Here is a 14,858-nt window from a genome sequence, read left to right as displayed (position 1 = left end):
TATGTGAGAGGAGCAAGCTTATGTACTTAGCCGGAATTGATATAGGCACGACATCCATATGTCTCATCGTGACTAACGCTGAGGATGGTCGCGTCGTACGCATGGTGTCCACCAAAAATGATGCGGATCTGCCTTCGAAACAATCTTGGGAACGTACCCAACAAGCGGACAGAATTGTCCAGTTGGTTCAATCATTAATAGAAGAATGTCGGGATGACTGGGAGGAAGTGCGAGCTATCGGGATCTCCTGTCAAATGCATGGTGTGCTGTATGTAAGCAAAGAAGGCAGGGCAGTTAGCCCGCTCGTGACTTGGCAAGATGGCCGAGGCGAGCTGCTTTTGGAATCAGGCCGATCGTATGCCACTGCGTTAAGTGAACTTACCGGATTTGATTTGCATACCGGATATGGCTTAGTTACCCATTTCTATCTGACCAAAGAGGGAAATCTTCCGATCGGTGCAGTGAAGCTGTGCACGATAGGCGATTATGTGGCCATGCAGCTTTGTGATGAGAAGACACCTCGCATCGACAGCTCCAATGCGGCAAGCATAGGTCTATTCACGCTACCGAACAGGCAATTTGACAAAGATAAGCTAATCGCAGCCGGGATGGATGCTGAATTCCTGCCAGAACTTGTCGACCCTAACACTGTTGCGGGAGATACGGCAGATGGGAAAAAGGTGCTATGGGCAATCGGCGATAACCAAGCCAGCTTCTTAGGAGCAGTACCTTCTTTTCAAGGCACTTTGCTCGTTAATATCGGGACAGGCTCGCAAGTATCCGTCTACTCGCCGGCATATATCGAGAGTCCACATCTGGAAACACGTCCATTCATGGATGGCGGGTATTTGCTTGTGGGAGCTTCGCTCAGCGGTGGGAAATCGTATGAGCTGCTTGAGCAATTTTTTCGTGAGGTTTGCCGCACATTCGGTTTACTGGATGATAGAAGCTTCTATGAAACTATGAATCGACTGGCAGAAGAATCGCTCATAGAGTCAGTGTCTACCCTCAAGGTAGGGACCCAGTTTTACGGAACCAGAGAGCATCCGCATAGGACGGGGAGTATCGAGGGGATCAGTCCGAATAATTTTAATCCTCAGCAGCTGATTGTCGGCTTTCTTCATGGCATCTTGGATGAGTTGGATGGATTTACAAAGTGCCTTCCGGCAGAGCTACTTGAGCCGTTAACAACATTGGCCGTATCCGGTAATGGGATACGCAAGAACAGGGCCATGCAGCAGATGGCCCGCATCAAATGGCGATTGCCGCTTATGTTCCCAAGAGTGAAAGAGGAGGCGGCATTTGGTGCTTCTGTTCATGCCGCAGTTGGAAGTGGCCTATATAGCAACTATGCGGAAGCACTTCAAAAGATGCAAAGAAGCGATTCGGATGATCGCTAAACTTGCCAGTAAGCGTGCAGCGTCGGGGGAGCCATGCTACTGACTCCCCTTTCTTTTAAAACGCGTCACAATAAGCATTATGGGGATGAAAATGGCAGTAAAGTAGATGCCTGCCAAACCATAGAGGTAATTCGTCAATTGCAAGCGGTCATGATCCTTGACAATGAGCTGCCCGGCGATGAACAACACAAGGATGATGATCAAGGATATGCGAGGATTCGCACGAATAGAAAGCTTCAAGCTGTGAGTAGCCGACCACAAACCTAGCGAGATATTGGCCAGCATTTTAATAAACCAAATGGAGATTATCAGATATTCCACTCTCTGCATCAAAGGAAATTCAACAATCGAAATCATATTCAGCGTCGGCCAAATGATGTGAATCATTTGGCCTTGGCTGTAATACATGAAAGCCACGAGGGCGACCAGCATGTACATGCCGATTGCGATAATAATGGAGAACTGCGCCCATTTTTGTGATTTTGCCTGCTGCTCGATGAATGGATACATGACCAAAAGCACTTCAAATCCTAGAAAGTGAGGAAACATGGTTTCGGTAGATTTGAGGATTTGCGCCGTCGAATGATTGAAGACAGGTAGCATGTTTTGCGGATGCAAATAGGGAATAACCATAAGTGTCAGCGGTGCAATAAATAGAAAAATACTGCAAGTTCCCCAGAAGCTTAAGCCAGCTACCGTTCGAAAACCACCAGACACCGTATAATAAATGAGTACAAGCGCAATGAGCGTAAGCGGCATCATTTGCATGTAAGGAAATATCCAAACTTGCACAACTTCCATATAAGTTCTAAATGTACAGAAAGCGCCAAAACTGAAATACAACGTAATGGCTAGGTTAAAAGCAGTCCCAATAAATTTACCGAAATAACGACGGTTAATGGACACAATCGTTGCATCTGCCTGATTGCTGCTCGATAGAATCTTATATATCATCCAAATGATGAGATGAACGGCAGCCGCCGCAATTAAAATAGAAAGCCAAGCGTCATACCCGGCATCTTGAACCAGATCACGCTGAAAATACATCATTCCGGCATCTATCACACTGGAATAAATAATGAAAAAAAACAGATAAGGAGAAACAGTGAATTTTTTATTGACTTGATGATTCATAGTTGTCGTTTCCCCCTTGTAACGTAAGGCCTCGCTTATAATTCCCCAACACCGCTTTGCTCGACAGACAAATGAACTGCTACTTGTGTCCGCAGCTGCGGGTAAGTGGCATAGAAATCTTTTTCGTTCCAGGTCCTTGTCCGGCTTCTGACGAAATCGCCAAGCCCGATTGGATCAACATTCTTGGACTGGCACAGCGCAATAAAGTCCTGGGCTTCTTCTTCTAAATAGTTGCCTAATTGTCGTTCGAATGCATCCATTTGTTCCTTCGTATTAAAGTGCAACCAGGAAGGGGTGTCTTTGACCATCACTCTGACCCTAACCCCGATCTCGACGATTGGTTCAGGGGTCGATGTATTGTAATGATAATGTACCTTTGAAGCAATGCTTTTCATTAGCACATAATCGTGAATCGTCGAACTGTCGTTATCTGCTTTCATTGGCATAAGTAAATTTCCATTCCGGGAAGTATCCGTCAATAACTTCAGCAGGAAGGCTTCTCGAATGCTCACCTTTGTCACGAATTTATCGTGTTTGAATAACGCTAAACCATCAATTTTCACTGAGCCTCTTTCAACGATGAAGTAGGGCAGGAAAATATCGCGCCCCTCGCCATAATAATTAAATAAGATATGCTTAAAATTCATTTTGGGCAGGTTGCCGTTTTGAATATTCTGATCAACCATCCGCATGAGATAAAGCGATTCCTGGGCTTTATTGGCGACTTCCATCATTTTAGAAGCTTCTGTATCCGTTACGCCCATCTGAATTCTGCTGGCAATCTTTGGATCTCGGCAGAAACCGCTAATCACAGGGCCGATTCCCATCTCCGCATACGGTTTTGAGAAAAGTACCATGCCCATCTGTCCGTACTGAATGGTTTTACTAGTTTTCGTGTTTAACCGGGGGATCATATCAAAACTGGAGTCAGATTCGGTCAGCAGCAGCTGAGAGTTGGCTTTACCTTTTTCCGTATAGCTGGTCGTGATGACCGAGCAAAGGGAGCGATCACCCACCTTATCGTAACCGGCTGTTTGTACAAGCTGTATTTTATTGATGATCTGCTGGTTGCTGCTGCATCCAACGGCAAATACACAGGAGACCAGCGCCATAACAGCTTTATAGACCATTCACGCACACACTCCTTTCCAGGGCGTTCACTCCTGCTCCCAGTCGGTTTTCTTTTTCCTGGGTTTAGGAATATATCGGAGTATCGTTTCCGGCTTCAGATAGGATTGTCTTTTATTTGTATATTGGTAAGACGAGCGTATAAAGCTGTCTCTTAGATCCTTAGGCCGCAGCGGATATAGGGGGACGGTGTAAGGACTTCCTAACGATGTCAGTCTTGTGATATGAATCAGGATAAAGCAGATCCCGAATATCATGCCGATCCCTCCCCAATACGAGGCCATAATAATGACGGGAAATCGAAGGAAGCGGATCGTATTTGACATTTTGTAAATCGGTGTTGCAAATGAAGCTAGCGCGGATAAAGACACGGTGATGATTAAAATGTTACTTGTTAATGCGGCTTCAACGGCCGCTTGTCCGACAATAATACCGCCGACGATACCGAGCGTTTGACCGATCTTGGTGGGCAGCCTGGCTCCGGCTTCGCGAAGAAATTCAATCGTGATCTCCAGAAAAAGTACCTCTAGAACCGGGGAAAACGGCACATTTTGCCTGGAGAAAATAAGCGGCTGCAGCAAATCCTTTGGAATGACTTCGTAATGAAACGTCGTAATCGCGATATACAAGGAGGACGCAAAGAGTGAGAACACAACACCAAATATACGGATAATTCTAAAAAACGAGCCCAATATCCATGGCAAGTAATAATCTTCCGGTGAAATGAAGAAATCATACAGCGTCGAAGGTCCTGTAATAAAATAGGGAGACCCGTCGCTAATCACGGCAACTTGGCCGGAAATTAAAGAGTAGATGACTCGATCCCTTCGCTCCGTTGATACAAATAAGGGGAAAGGGGACAACGAGTTGTCAGAAATAATCTGATCCAGCTGTGCAGTATCGAAGACTACTTCAAAATCGATGCTGCTGATTCGCTGTTCAATGATGGATACGTTATCCATATTCGTAATACCATCGATATAAACGATCGCGACTCGGGAGTTGGATAAGCTGCCAATCGTCAATATTTTTACGATCAGATTAGGAACTGTGAACTGGCTGCGAAGTAGATGCAGGTTGATGTCAAGGTCTTCGACAAAGCCAACTTTAGGTCCAACTACGCTGAATTCATTATCCGTATCATTGTTTTTGCGAAGCCCGGCTTTACTGATTAATGGAACTAAGGCGCACAAAGTATCATGCTCATTTTTTTGGATAATGGCATGTCCCTGGTAAAGTTTTGTTTGGATATCCGCGATTTGGTCGGTAATTTGAATGCCTTCAATGGTTATTAGCTGTTTTAAATCATTCAGATGTTGAATTTCCGTTCCAGCCGCGTTACTTTCGATTGCACGAAGCAGCTGCTCTTGCAGAAGATGTTCATCAATCAGAGTCTTATAATAATGAATGGTTAGGGGAGGCTCAGTGAATGCGATCGTGCTGCTGGTAAAGTCGCTGGACCGTTTCGCAAGGTGGAGCAATTGTTCTATGTCTTCGGCCTTCGTATTCAGCATCGCGCACGCCATCCATTCTTCCTTTTTGTTGGTATTTTTTGTTATTTGCTGATTTTTATGCATCTTCCTTCATCTTTCTTTAGGCTTTGACCTTAACATACGCTAACTTCTAAGTAAGATAGGATGAGTCCTCATCCTGCATCAGAAGTATAGTAAACATGTAAGCAATGCGAAGCTAGGGAGGCATATTGAGATGAGCCAATTAACGAAGGAAGAAGTCGCTTTTTATAAAAAAAATGGGTACCTGCTGCATCATAAGCAGCTGTTTTCTGCGGAGAAGCTGGCTGAATTGACGGCTATTTTTGAGGATCAATTAGCCCAGAAAGGCAGCAAGCTGTCCGATGAATTAGACACGCCGCATTTTCGCGAAGAGAGACTTCTCAAGTTCCTGCTCTCGGACGAAGCGCTCGATTTGGTGGAACCGCTGCTCGGGCCGAATATCGGATTATGGTCCAGTCATTTTATATGTAAAGATCCATTGATCGGCCGAGCAACGCCTTGGCATGAAGATTCCGCTTATTGGCGTGGACGTGTAGACCGGCTGGACAGAATAGTAACCATTTGGCTCGCCATTGATCCTAGCAGCAAAGAGAACGGATGCATGCAGGTGATTCCCGGCACCCATCATAATGGATTCTCCGAGTATGAGTCGGTTGATAGCGCCAAAAATCTATTCAGCACGCAAATTAAAAATTTGGATACCTCCAAAGCCGTTCACTTTGAACTAGGCAGAGGAGAGTGCTCGCTGCATGATGCGCGGATCGCACACGGTGCTGACCCGAATAGGAGTGTTGACCGGCGCTGTGGATATACGATGCGCTATTTTGCAACGGATACGAAGGTGTTTCCAGAGAAAAACAAAAATTTCAAGGTGTGGTTGGCTAGAGGGAAAGATTTAGCAGGAAATCAATATGCCAATGTGTAATAGTGCTTAAAACGAGAGGAGCGGGAGCGGATGCGTAGAAAAGATCAGCCAGAGCGATTAACGAGCGAGAAGTTTATTCATCCGTCCAAGTCCTTTCATATCTACACACAGCATGTGGATCGGCTCTGCGAGCTGCATTGGCATGAATTTTACGAACTTTGCTTTGTATGTGCGGGGCATGGAAGAAATGTCGTCAACGGTGTTTCTTATGACCTGCGTCCCGGCAGCTTGTTTCTGCTGACCCCGGCTGATTTTCATGAGATCGGGCCTCTCGAGGGCGAAACATTGCATTTGTATAACCTCGTGTTCTCCGACGATTTATTTAGCGGGGAGCTGAAAACGTTATTTTTCCAAGAAGCGGGAGACTTTCGGAATGCGGACATGAGGGAGAGTTTTGAAAAAATCGAAGATGAGTTCCGCTTGATTTGGGAAGAGTCCCAGCATCAAAGGATGGGTCATACGCACATCGTGAAAGGGTCGCTGGAACGTATTCTGCTCTATGTCGCCAGAGCAACTTCCGCAGCCAAGCGGCAGGAGGAGAAGATTGCGCACCAGAAGCATCCCGATGTGCAAAGAGCGCTTCTTCATATCCATCATCATTTCCGGGAAGGCATATCTTTGGAGGAAGCAGCCAAGCAGGCCGGTCTGGCGCCAAATTATTTCTCCCATGTTTTCCGCAAAACAACAGGTATTCCATTCCAAACGTATTTACAGGATCTCCGCTTGAAATTTGCCAAGTCACTGATTATTTCCTCCGATTATCCGATTACGGAAATCTGTTATGCTTCGGGTTTTCAAACGTTAACGCATTTTGAACGCGTATTTAAGCAGCGTTTTGGGCAAACGCCGAGAATGGTCCAGAAATTGCGCTCATCCGAATTTTAACTAGATTATTTAGTCAGATATTACAATTGATAGCCCTTATAGCCTGTGCTATACTCTAGGCAACTTTTGGGAAATTTCAAAAGGGTCAAGGGATAAAGGGGAGGAAACATTCACATGTCAGCATGGATTGGTCAAGGGGATGTCGTTTTATTTCAAGGGGACAGTATTACGGATGCAGGACGTGTTCGCGACAACGGCAATGATTTGGGTAGAGGTTATGCTTTGATGGCAGCAGCTCAATTTTCGGCAACATACCCGGAAAAACAGGTGCAATTCCTTAATCGCGGAATATCAGGCAATCGTGTTGTGGATTTGCAAAAGCGTTGGGATCAAGACTGCTTGAATTTAAAGCCTAATTTAGTATCTATTTATATTGGGATTAACGATACGTGGAGACGTTATGATCGTAATGATCCGACATCGACGGAGAGTTTTGAAGCGGGATACCGTGATCTGTTGACGCAAACAGCCGAAACAGGCGCAAAGCTTGTGCTCATTGAACCTTTCGTGCTGCCCGTACCCGAAGATCGCAAACAGTGGAGAGAAGACCTCGATCCCAAAATCACGGTCGTCCGTGAATTAGCCAGAGAGTTCGATGCACGTCTAGTGTGCTTGGATGGCTTATTTGCTCAAGCGTCTTCGAGAGCTGAAAGCGCATTCTGGGCGCCGGACGGCGTACACCCATCTCCGGCTGGACATGCTTTGATTGCCAAAGCTTGGCTGCAGGCTGTCGGAGCAATCGAGTAATCAGAAGCTTATTCATTCAGCCATAAGCCGTACTGCTGGCGGTATTGCAGCGGAGTGAGACCGGATTTGGCTTTGAACATCCGTGTAAAATAGTTGGCATTCTCCACGCCAAGTTCATAAGAGATTTGAGAGATCGGCTTCACGCTTGTAGCGAGGAGCCTTTTTGCTTGCTCTATTTTTAGACTATGTACAAAATGGAGCGGGGCTTGGCCGGTTTGTTTAATAAACAATTTGCGCAAGTGTGAATCGCTAAGCTGCACCAACTCGGCGAGTTCCCTAATCTCAGGCATGCGGCTCGGATGAGAGAGCAGATAATGAATGATCGTATGAATACGGTTATCCATGTGTGTATAAGGTGAAATCGGCTGATCCGGCATCTCGCGATTCATCAATTCATAGAGAATACGCAGGAGAGAAGACTGCATGAGCAGGGAAATCACCGGAGAGTTGTCCCCAATATGGGTCAGCATATCACGAATCGGGGATTGTACATTGTGCAGAGCCTGATCAAATACGACAGGTAAATTGAGCACGTGCCCCCAGCTTCGATTGCTAAGGAGAGAGATTTCAGCGTCAAAATTAATGCTCGTTAGCGCAAGCTCGCCGGTAATTGCATGGTAACTGATATCCGTATGAGCGGGCAGGATGCAGATCTGACCTTCCTTACAGGTGTACCGGATATGATCGACTTCCAGCAGGAAACTGCCTTGCTGTACAATCCATAGGACGGAATGATGCAGCGTTCGGTGGCTGGCCTGCCATTTGTAGTCCAGCTCATACTGTTTAATATGCAAAAAACGAATGTCCAGAGAGTCAATGATTAGTTGATAGGAGTTCAATGTACCAGCCACCTCGCTTCGAGTTCCGTTTGTCTTTTTAGCCATTGTAGCATGAGGGTCTGCATGAAAAAAGAACTTCTTATCGGCTTATTTCTGCGGTACTTCGCCTCGAATGGCCTCATTCCGGTTAGGTTTGTCTTCCCCGTGTACCAGATAGGTGCGGATACGCGTTGTATCGCCGCCCCATTCCTCCATCAGGAACTTCACTTCAGGCGTCGTATAGCGCACAGAAAAAGCTACACGTGGGATGTTGGAATTGTTTTTTTCAGAACCATGGAACGTTGCTTCATTAAAAAAAGCGATTTGACCAGGGGACATTTCGAGGTCAACCGCTTTCGACTCATCGATGGCTTCCGCTGGCAAGCCTTCTGAAAAAGCGCTTTGATCGGTGCCTGTTGAGACATGTGCAACATGCGCTTTGTGAGTTCCCGGTATGACCCTTAGACAGCCGTTCTCACGGATGGACCAGCCTAAGCTTACCCATGCGGTTGCATTAATCGCGGGTTCCATTGGCCAATAATTGATATCCTGATGCCAGGGAATAAATTTATCGTTATTTGGTTCCTTATACCAGAAATGCATCGCCCACAGAACGAGGTCTTCACCAAGGATTTGCTTCATTGCTGCAATAATGCTGGGATGGGTGGCTAATTCATAAGCCCAATAATGGTTTTGATGCCAGGCGGATAGGTTCATTTTGGTTGGACCAGGTTCGTACTTGGACTGGTTGATGACATCAAAAAATCGATTATAGTACATATCGGCTTCTTGCAGCGATAATCCTTGCGTAGGACCACTGTAGCCTTCCTCGCGAAATTGCTCGATAGAAAACGGATTTCCTTTGGTAATCATTCGCAAAACCTCCAATAAGATTAGTTTGGAATTACTTATAATCTAATTGTAAGATGACGCCTTAAGAAACATAAGTGATGAAAACGATTATGAATAGCACAAAACGATTATTTGTAATGATCCTGATGAATGTCGCCAATCACCAAAATTGGAGGAAAAACGGTTGTGCTTGGCGAATCGTATAAGTTGCAATTTCAAGCTTTAGATGAGGACGTTGTGATGGGTAAAGGGGTCAACGAATGAATAAATTACTAGATGCAAGCTTACTCCTACACATGCTGGATGATATTGAAGATTCGATTTACATTATGAAAGTGGATGGCGCTAATTTGAAGTACTATTATGTGAATCGAGCTGCGACACACTTCAGTGGGAGATCGTTGGAAGACGTAGGGCTGACATTTTTTGATACGCATGCAAGTCACATGGCCAACTATTTACATAAGAAATATATGCGGGTAGTTAAAGAGCGGCGTACGGTTAAATATGAAGATGGTTTTGTGCTGCCCAATGGCATGTTAAGCGGGGAAAGCATACTGACTCCTATTTTTGATGAAAACGATAATCTGACCTATATCTTCACCGTAACGCGTGACATTACAGAACGCAAAATCCATGAAAATTTGCTCTATGATTATGCTTATCATGACGAACTCAGCAGGCTGTACAACCGGAGATATTTGTTGGAACATGTGATCCATCCAGCTACCTTGTATTTACTTGACTTGGATGACTTCAAAAATATCAATGATATGTTCGGACATGATGTAGGGGATACCGTTCTCGTTGAGGTTGCGAATCGTCTCATTCAACAGTTCGGCACGAATTATACGCTGGTGCGACTGGGTGGAGATGAGTTTATTGTTGTAGCCAATCAAGCATCAGAGCCAGCGGAGCAGACGGCAGATACCATCATTCAGCTCTTCCAGAAGCCGTTTAACGTAAACGATCGGCAAATGAAGTTAAGCGTAAGCATTGGCGTATCGCTGAGAGTCGAAGAAGAGACCATTCAGACCCTGCTTAAGCAAGCGGATATTGCTTTATACAAGGCTAAAGGCGCTGGCAGAAAAAGGTTTCATATTTACGAAGCCGCTTACAAATACGATCATGTTGAAAATTTTATTCATGAGCTTGCGCTCTCTCAGGCGATTGAAAAAGAAGAGCTGTATGTGCAATATCAGCTGATCTATCATCCGGTGAAGCAAGCGGTGATTGGAGCGGAAGCGCTTTTGCGTTGGCATTGCGGCAGCAGGGGGATCGTCCAGCCCAATAGCTTTATCCCGGTAGCTGAGGAAACAGGATTAATTGTCGACATCGGGTACTGGGTTATTCGGCAGGCCTGCAAGGACTGGCATCTTTTAAAAGAGGTATATGGCGCTGAGTTTAAACTATCGGTTAACATATCCAGGGTTCAGTTGAACGAAGTAGATTTCGTTGTGCAGCTATTGAACATCATGGAGGAAGAAGAAGTAGCTCCTCAGTCCATCGAGCTTGAAATCACAGAAAGTACGACAGTACATTCCATGCAGGAGGTTCAGCAAACACTGCATCAGCTGCGTGCGTATGGTTTTACCATAGCTTTGGACGACTTTGGGACCGGTTATTCGTCGCTGAGCATGTTAACCTTGCTGCCGATAGATAAATTAAAAATTGACAGATCCTTTATTGCGGATGGTAATGCGCCGTTAATTGCTGCGATGCTGGCTATGGCGAACGCGCTTAAACTGCAAGTTATCGCCGAAGGCATTGAAACATATGAGCAGTACGTGATGCTGAAGGAAATGGCTTGCTGGGGGATTCAAGGCTATTATATCAATAAGCCGACAGATCTTCATTTGCTTCCGAAGCAAGTGGAATTGGGGGCTGAATAGTACTGCTCAATGAGACTCTCCATGGTCAAGTATGACCTTGGAGGGGCTTTTTGGTGTTTGGAGATTGCGGGGAGGAGGAGGAGGGTGGAGCTTGGCGATGGATAGGAGGAAGCGGGTTGCGGTAAAGGATGGTGATGTGGACCGGTGGCAAGTCACCCGCATGGTTATAGGGGAACTACAGGCTGCTGTTCCACTCAAAAGGCACATTTTCCGCGAGCAAAAGGAACTGTGGTCCCTTATTTTGCCGGTTCACCCGAAAATCCTGCCAAGGAGAACGATTAAGACCCTGTAGTTCCCCTCCGTGAGGAAACGGCTCGTTTTTTTGCAAATAGGGGACTCAAGTTCCCTTAAGTGAATCCTTAGCGGAATTTCCAAGGTTGAAAGTAATTTGTCATGGCTAGGTGTGGTGGAGGTTGGCTGTACGGTGATTTGACATTTTTGTATCCCATGCGTGCCTGCTCGGATAGCTAAATAAAACACAACAGAACCTAGAAATATCCCTGTCCATCTGGAAGAGGTTGGTTATAATAAAAGTTGTTCGCTTTTGTTTTGAAATGTTTGAATGCGTGTTATTTTAGTCCGGATAGGATGGAGGAGTTGAGTGCGCCGCTTGGCGTAAGTAAAGCAGGATGCAGTTTCAAACAACAACTAGAAAGCGCATACATAAAGTATAGGCTCGTTTAGTTATCGTAATCTAACCAATAACTTATACGTTAGGAGCATTCGATGATGAAAATGTTAAAATCTAAAAAAGTCATCCCATACGCCTTAAGCTGTATGTTATCTTTCTCTCTGCTCCCCCTGGCTACACCGGCATTCGCGGCAACGCTCTTAACGGATGACTTTGAGTCCTACAGCAGCTTCCCTGCAGGAACCTGGACGAACGCCTCAGGAAACGGCTCATGGAGCATCGCAACCGACGGCAGTAAAGTAGCTGTCCAAACGTCGTCCACAACGAACACGTACATTGTTACAAACGGTACCTCTTCATGGAGCAACTACACTTACTCTGCAAAAGTAAAAGTTGGCTCTACTAGCGTGCGTAACGGAATTGTGGCGCGTTATACGAACAGTAATAACTACTATTTCTTAATCTTGTACAATGGCAATTTACTTTTAAATAAAAAAGTAAGCGGTTCCACGACAACGATCCAACAGGTGCCTTTTACCGCGAATACGTCCACTTTTTATAATTTGCAGCTTGTGGTGAATGGAACATCCGTGCAAGGTTACGTGAACGGCACTTTGATGGTTCAGGGCACGGATACGAGCTTGACGAACGGAGTGCCTGGCTTTTATGCCAATGGGGTTGCCGAGTTTGATGACGTTTCCGTAACGGACAGTGCCGTCAGCGACACGCAAGCACCGACAGTGCCTACAGGTTTGTCCGCATCGGCAGTTTCGAGCGCCCAAATCAATCTCACGTGGACGGCTTCAACAGATAATGTTGGCGTGACGGGTTATGATGTATTCCGCGACGGATCGCTAATCGGTTCTACAGCAACTACTTCCTACAGCGATTCCGGCTTAAGTGCCTCAACCACTTACAGCTATACGATTAAAGCGAAAGACGCCGCAAACAACTTATCGCAAGCAAGCTCCCCGGTTTCAGCCACAACACAGGCGAGCGGAGGAGGAGGCACAGTTGTGAACGTATCCACGTCAGCTCAGCTGGCTTCGGCGATTAGCAGTGCGACAGCAGGAACAACCATTGTGCTTGCAAACGGCACTTATACGAACGGTGGTAATTTCAGCGTAAGCGGAAAAAATGGAACCGCTGCTAACCCGATTACGATTAAAGCGGCAAACACGGGACAAGCCATCATTTCCGGAGGCGCTTATTTCATCGTGTCGAACTCTTCCTACGTCGTGATTGAAGGCTTGAAATTTATGAACACCGGCAATACCGCGGTGAAATTGGATCAAAGCAACAATGTACGCGTAACGCGAAATACATTTGCCTTGACCGAAAACGGCAATTCGCTCAAATGGGTGTACATCGGCGGCGCCAACAGCCATCATAACCGGATCGATCACAACGAGTTTGGACCAAAGCATGATTTGGGCAATTTCATCACGGTTGACGGCTCATCAACGCAAATATCGCAGTACGATACGATTGAGTACAATTACTTTCATGATATCGGCCCGCGTGCAACGAATGAAATGGAGGCAATCCGGCTTGGCGTAAGTACGCTCTCGATGTCGGACGCTTTTGCTACAATTCAGTACAATTTATTTGAAAACTGCGATGGCGACCCGGAGTATATTTCGGTCAAAAGCGGTCATAACACAGTTCGTTATAATACATTCCGCAACTCCCAAGGGGTATTGTCTTCCCGCCATGGACACGCACAAAGCTTCTATGGCAATTTCTTTCTCGGGGACGGAGTGAAAGCCGGTATTGGGGGCATTCGCTTGTATGCCAACGACCATAAGGTTTTCAATAATTATTTTGAAAATCTGACAGGCAGCGGTTATGCGGACGCGATTAACGTGGACGGAGGAGATTTTGACGGCGGTACGAACGGGAATACGTTCACCAGCTCGGACCTCAGTAAACACTGGAGGGTTTATCGGGCGCAAATTGTCAATAACACCATTGTGAATAGTACCACGGGGGTCGTAATTGGCGGTAATTACACGCTAGCTCCGGTAGACAGCACAATTGCCAACAATATCGTAAATAATGCAACAGGGACGTTATATAATGAGGTAAAAACAAGCAATACGACATTCTCAGGCAACATTGGCTTTGGCTCCACACTAAACAATAAATCGAGAACAAGTGCAGAAATCAACAATGTGAATCCACTGCTGACCACATCCGGGGGATTGCAAAAGCTAAGCACGTCCAGCCCTGCAATTAATGCGTCAACCGGCTCATACACATTCGTAACGACCGATATGGACGGTCAGTCCCGGACAGGTGTGAATGATGTCGGCGCAGATGAATATGCCACAAGTACAATAACGAATGTTCCGCTTACGACTTCGAATGTAGGACCGCTTGCGCCATAGCTCGTCCCATTACGTGCAGTAAACTTAGTTACCTCGAAGTAAGTCATTTTCTAACACCTGGCAATCAGTTATACTCGTGAAGGTAGGGCACGTACTGATGACAAAGGAGGCTTATCAAGTGGGGACGAATGAGAAAATAGGCGGCGGTGGCTTTCACCACCTCGCGTTAAGAGCGAATGATTTTGAAGCGACGGTGAAGTTTTATACCGAGGGCTTAGGTTTTACGGAAAAGACAAGTTGGGGCGAAGGGGATAAAAGAATCACTTTGCTGGACTCCGGGGACGGCAACTATATGGAGGTTTTTGCTGGAGGAACAGGTGAAGTGAAACCGGAAGGTTCCTACTTCCACGTTGCTTTCCGCAGCAATGACGTAGACAAAGCGGTTGCAGCGGCGGTTGCCGCTGGCGCGGTTGTGACGGTGGAACCGAAAGATGTTGTCTTAGGCAGCAATCCTTCGACACCGGTTAGAATCGCATTTGTCAAAGGCTTGAACGGTGAAATCCTTGAGTTTTTCCAAAGCACGGGAGAAAACCCGTTGTAAC

The 14,858-nt window shown here is 46.0% G+C and carries 13 protein-coding genes; 8 read left to right on the top strand and 5 right to left on the bottom strand.

Annotated features, from left to right (window positions below; genetic code table 11):
* The first annotated feature begins 20 nt into the window (after positions 1–20).
* A complete protein-coding gene (locus ACUN27_RS24125; RefSeq protein WP_326061757.1) occupies positions 21–1,400 on the top strand; it encodes a sedoheptulokinase in 1,380 nt (459 codons plus the stop codon).
* Between the two features lie 36 nt (positions 1,401–1,436).
* Here ACUN27_RS24125 and ACUN27_RS24120 read toward each other — a convergent pair whose 3' ends face one another.
* Genes ACUN27_RS24120 through ACUN27_RS24110 form a run of 3 tightly spaced genes read right to left on the bottom strand, consistent with a single transcriptional unit; the run spans position 1,437 to position 5,188 of the window.
* Positions 1,437–2,534, bottom strand: a complete 1,098-nt coding sequence (locus ACUN27_RS24120; RefSeq protein ID WP_326061756.1) for a GerAB/ArcD/ProY family transporter — start codon at positions 2,532–2,534, stop codon at positions 1,437–1,439.
* 35 nt (positions 2,535–2,569) lie between these two features.
* Positions 2,570–3,664 (bottom strand): Ger(x)C family spore germination protein, encoded by a 1,095-nt coding sequence (locus tag ACUN27_RS24115; protein ID WP_326061755.1) that lies wholly within the window; start codon positions 3,662–3,664, stop codon positions 2,570–2,572.
* A gap of 27 nt (positions 3,665–3,691) precedes the next feature.
* A complete protein-coding gene (locus ACUN27_RS24110) occupies positions 3,692–5,188 on the bottom strand; it encodes a spore germination protein (protein WP_445560659.1) in 1,497 nt (498 codons plus the stop codon).
* Between the two features lie 181 nt (positions 5,189–5,369).
* Between ACUN27_RS24110 and ACUN27_RS24105 the strand changes: the two genes are divergently transcribed.
* The 3 genes from ACUN27_RS24105 to ACUN27_RS24095 all read left to right on the top strand — a co-directional run bounded on the left by ACUN27_RS24105 (position 5,370) and on the right by ACUN27_RS24095 (position 7,733).
* Positions 5,370–6,101, top strand: coding sequence for a phytanoyl-CoA dioxygenase family protein (locus ACUN27_RS24105; RefSeq protein WP_315948992.1), 732 nt, complete (start codon positions 5,370–5,372; stop codon positions 6,099–6,101).
* A gap of 30 nt (positions 6,102–6,131) precedes the next feature.
* Positions 6,132–6,986 carry an AraC family transcriptional regulator gene (locus tag ACUN27_RS24100; RefSeq protein ID WP_326061950.1) on the top strand — a complete coding sequence of 285 codons (855 nt, stop codon included), beginning with the start codon at positions 6,132–6,134 and terminating at the stop codon, positions 6,984–6,986.
* Positions 6,987–7,100: 114 nt separating this feature from the next.
* The gene (locus tag ACUN27_RS24095) at positions 7,101–7,733 is read left to right on the top strand and encodes an SGNH/GDSL hydrolase family protein (protein WP_315948995.1); all 633 of its coding nucleotides are present in this window, start codon (positions 7,101–7,103) and stop codon (positions 7,731–7,733) included.
* Between the two features lie 8 nt (positions 7,734–7,741).
* On the opposite strand, the gene ACUN27_RS24090 is transcribed toward ACUN27_RS24095, so the two are convergent.
* A complete protein-coding gene (locus ACUN27_RS24090) occupies positions 7,742–8,617 on the bottom strand; it encodes an AraC family transcriptional regulator (protein ID WP_315948997.1) in 876 nt (291 codons plus the stop codon).
* Positions 8,618–8,659: 42 nt separating this feature from the next.
* Positions 8,660–9,424 carry a phytanoyl-CoA dioxygenase family protein gene (locus tag ACUN27_RS24085; RefSeq protein WP_315948999.1) on the bottom strand — a complete coding sequence of 255 codons (765 nt, stop codon included), beginning with the start codon at positions 9,422–9,424 and terminating at the stop codon, positions 8,660–8,662.
* A 239-nt stretch (positions 9,425–9,663) separates the two neighbouring features.
* On the opposite strand from ACUN27_RS24085, the gene ACUN27_RS24080 reads away from it, so the two are divergent.
* The 4 genes from ACUN27_RS24080 (at position 9,664) to ACUN27_RS24065 (ending at position 14,857) form a co-directional block, all read left to right on the top strand.
* Positions 9,664–11,295 (top strand): putative bifunctional diguanylate cyclase/phosphodiesterase, encoded by a 1,632-nt coding sequence (locus tag ACUN27_RS24080; RefSeq protein WP_326061948.1) that lies wholly within the window; start codon positions 9,664–9,666, stop codon positions 11,293–11,295.
* A gap of 91 nt (positions 11,296–11,386) precedes the next feature.
* Positions 11,387–11,587, top strand: coding sequence for a hypothetical protein (locus ACUN27_RS24075; RefSeq protein WP_315949002.1), 201 nt, complete (start codon positions 11,387–11,389; stop codon positions 11,585–11,587).
* 437 nt (positions 11,588–12,024) lie between these two features.
* On the top strand, positions 12,025–14,316 hold the full coding sequence (locus ACUN27_RS24070; RefSeq protein WP_445559669.1) for a chondroitinase-B domain-containing protein: 2,292 nt from the start codon (positions 12,025–12,027) through the stop codon (positions 14,314–14,316).
* Positions 14,317–14,434: 118 nt separating this feature from the next.
* Positions 14,435–14,857 (top strand): VOC family protein, encoded by a 423-nt coding sequence (locus ACUN27_RS24065; protein WP_315949006.1) that lies wholly within the window; start codon positions 14,435–14,437, stop codon positions 14,855–14,857.
* Position 14,858 lies beyond the last annotated feature (1 nt).

Source organism: Paenibacillus sp. WC2504, from assembly GCF_052682475.1.
The sequence above is the reverse complement of the archived record's forward strand: the minus strand, read 5'-3'. Positions and strand labels throughout refer to the sequence as shown.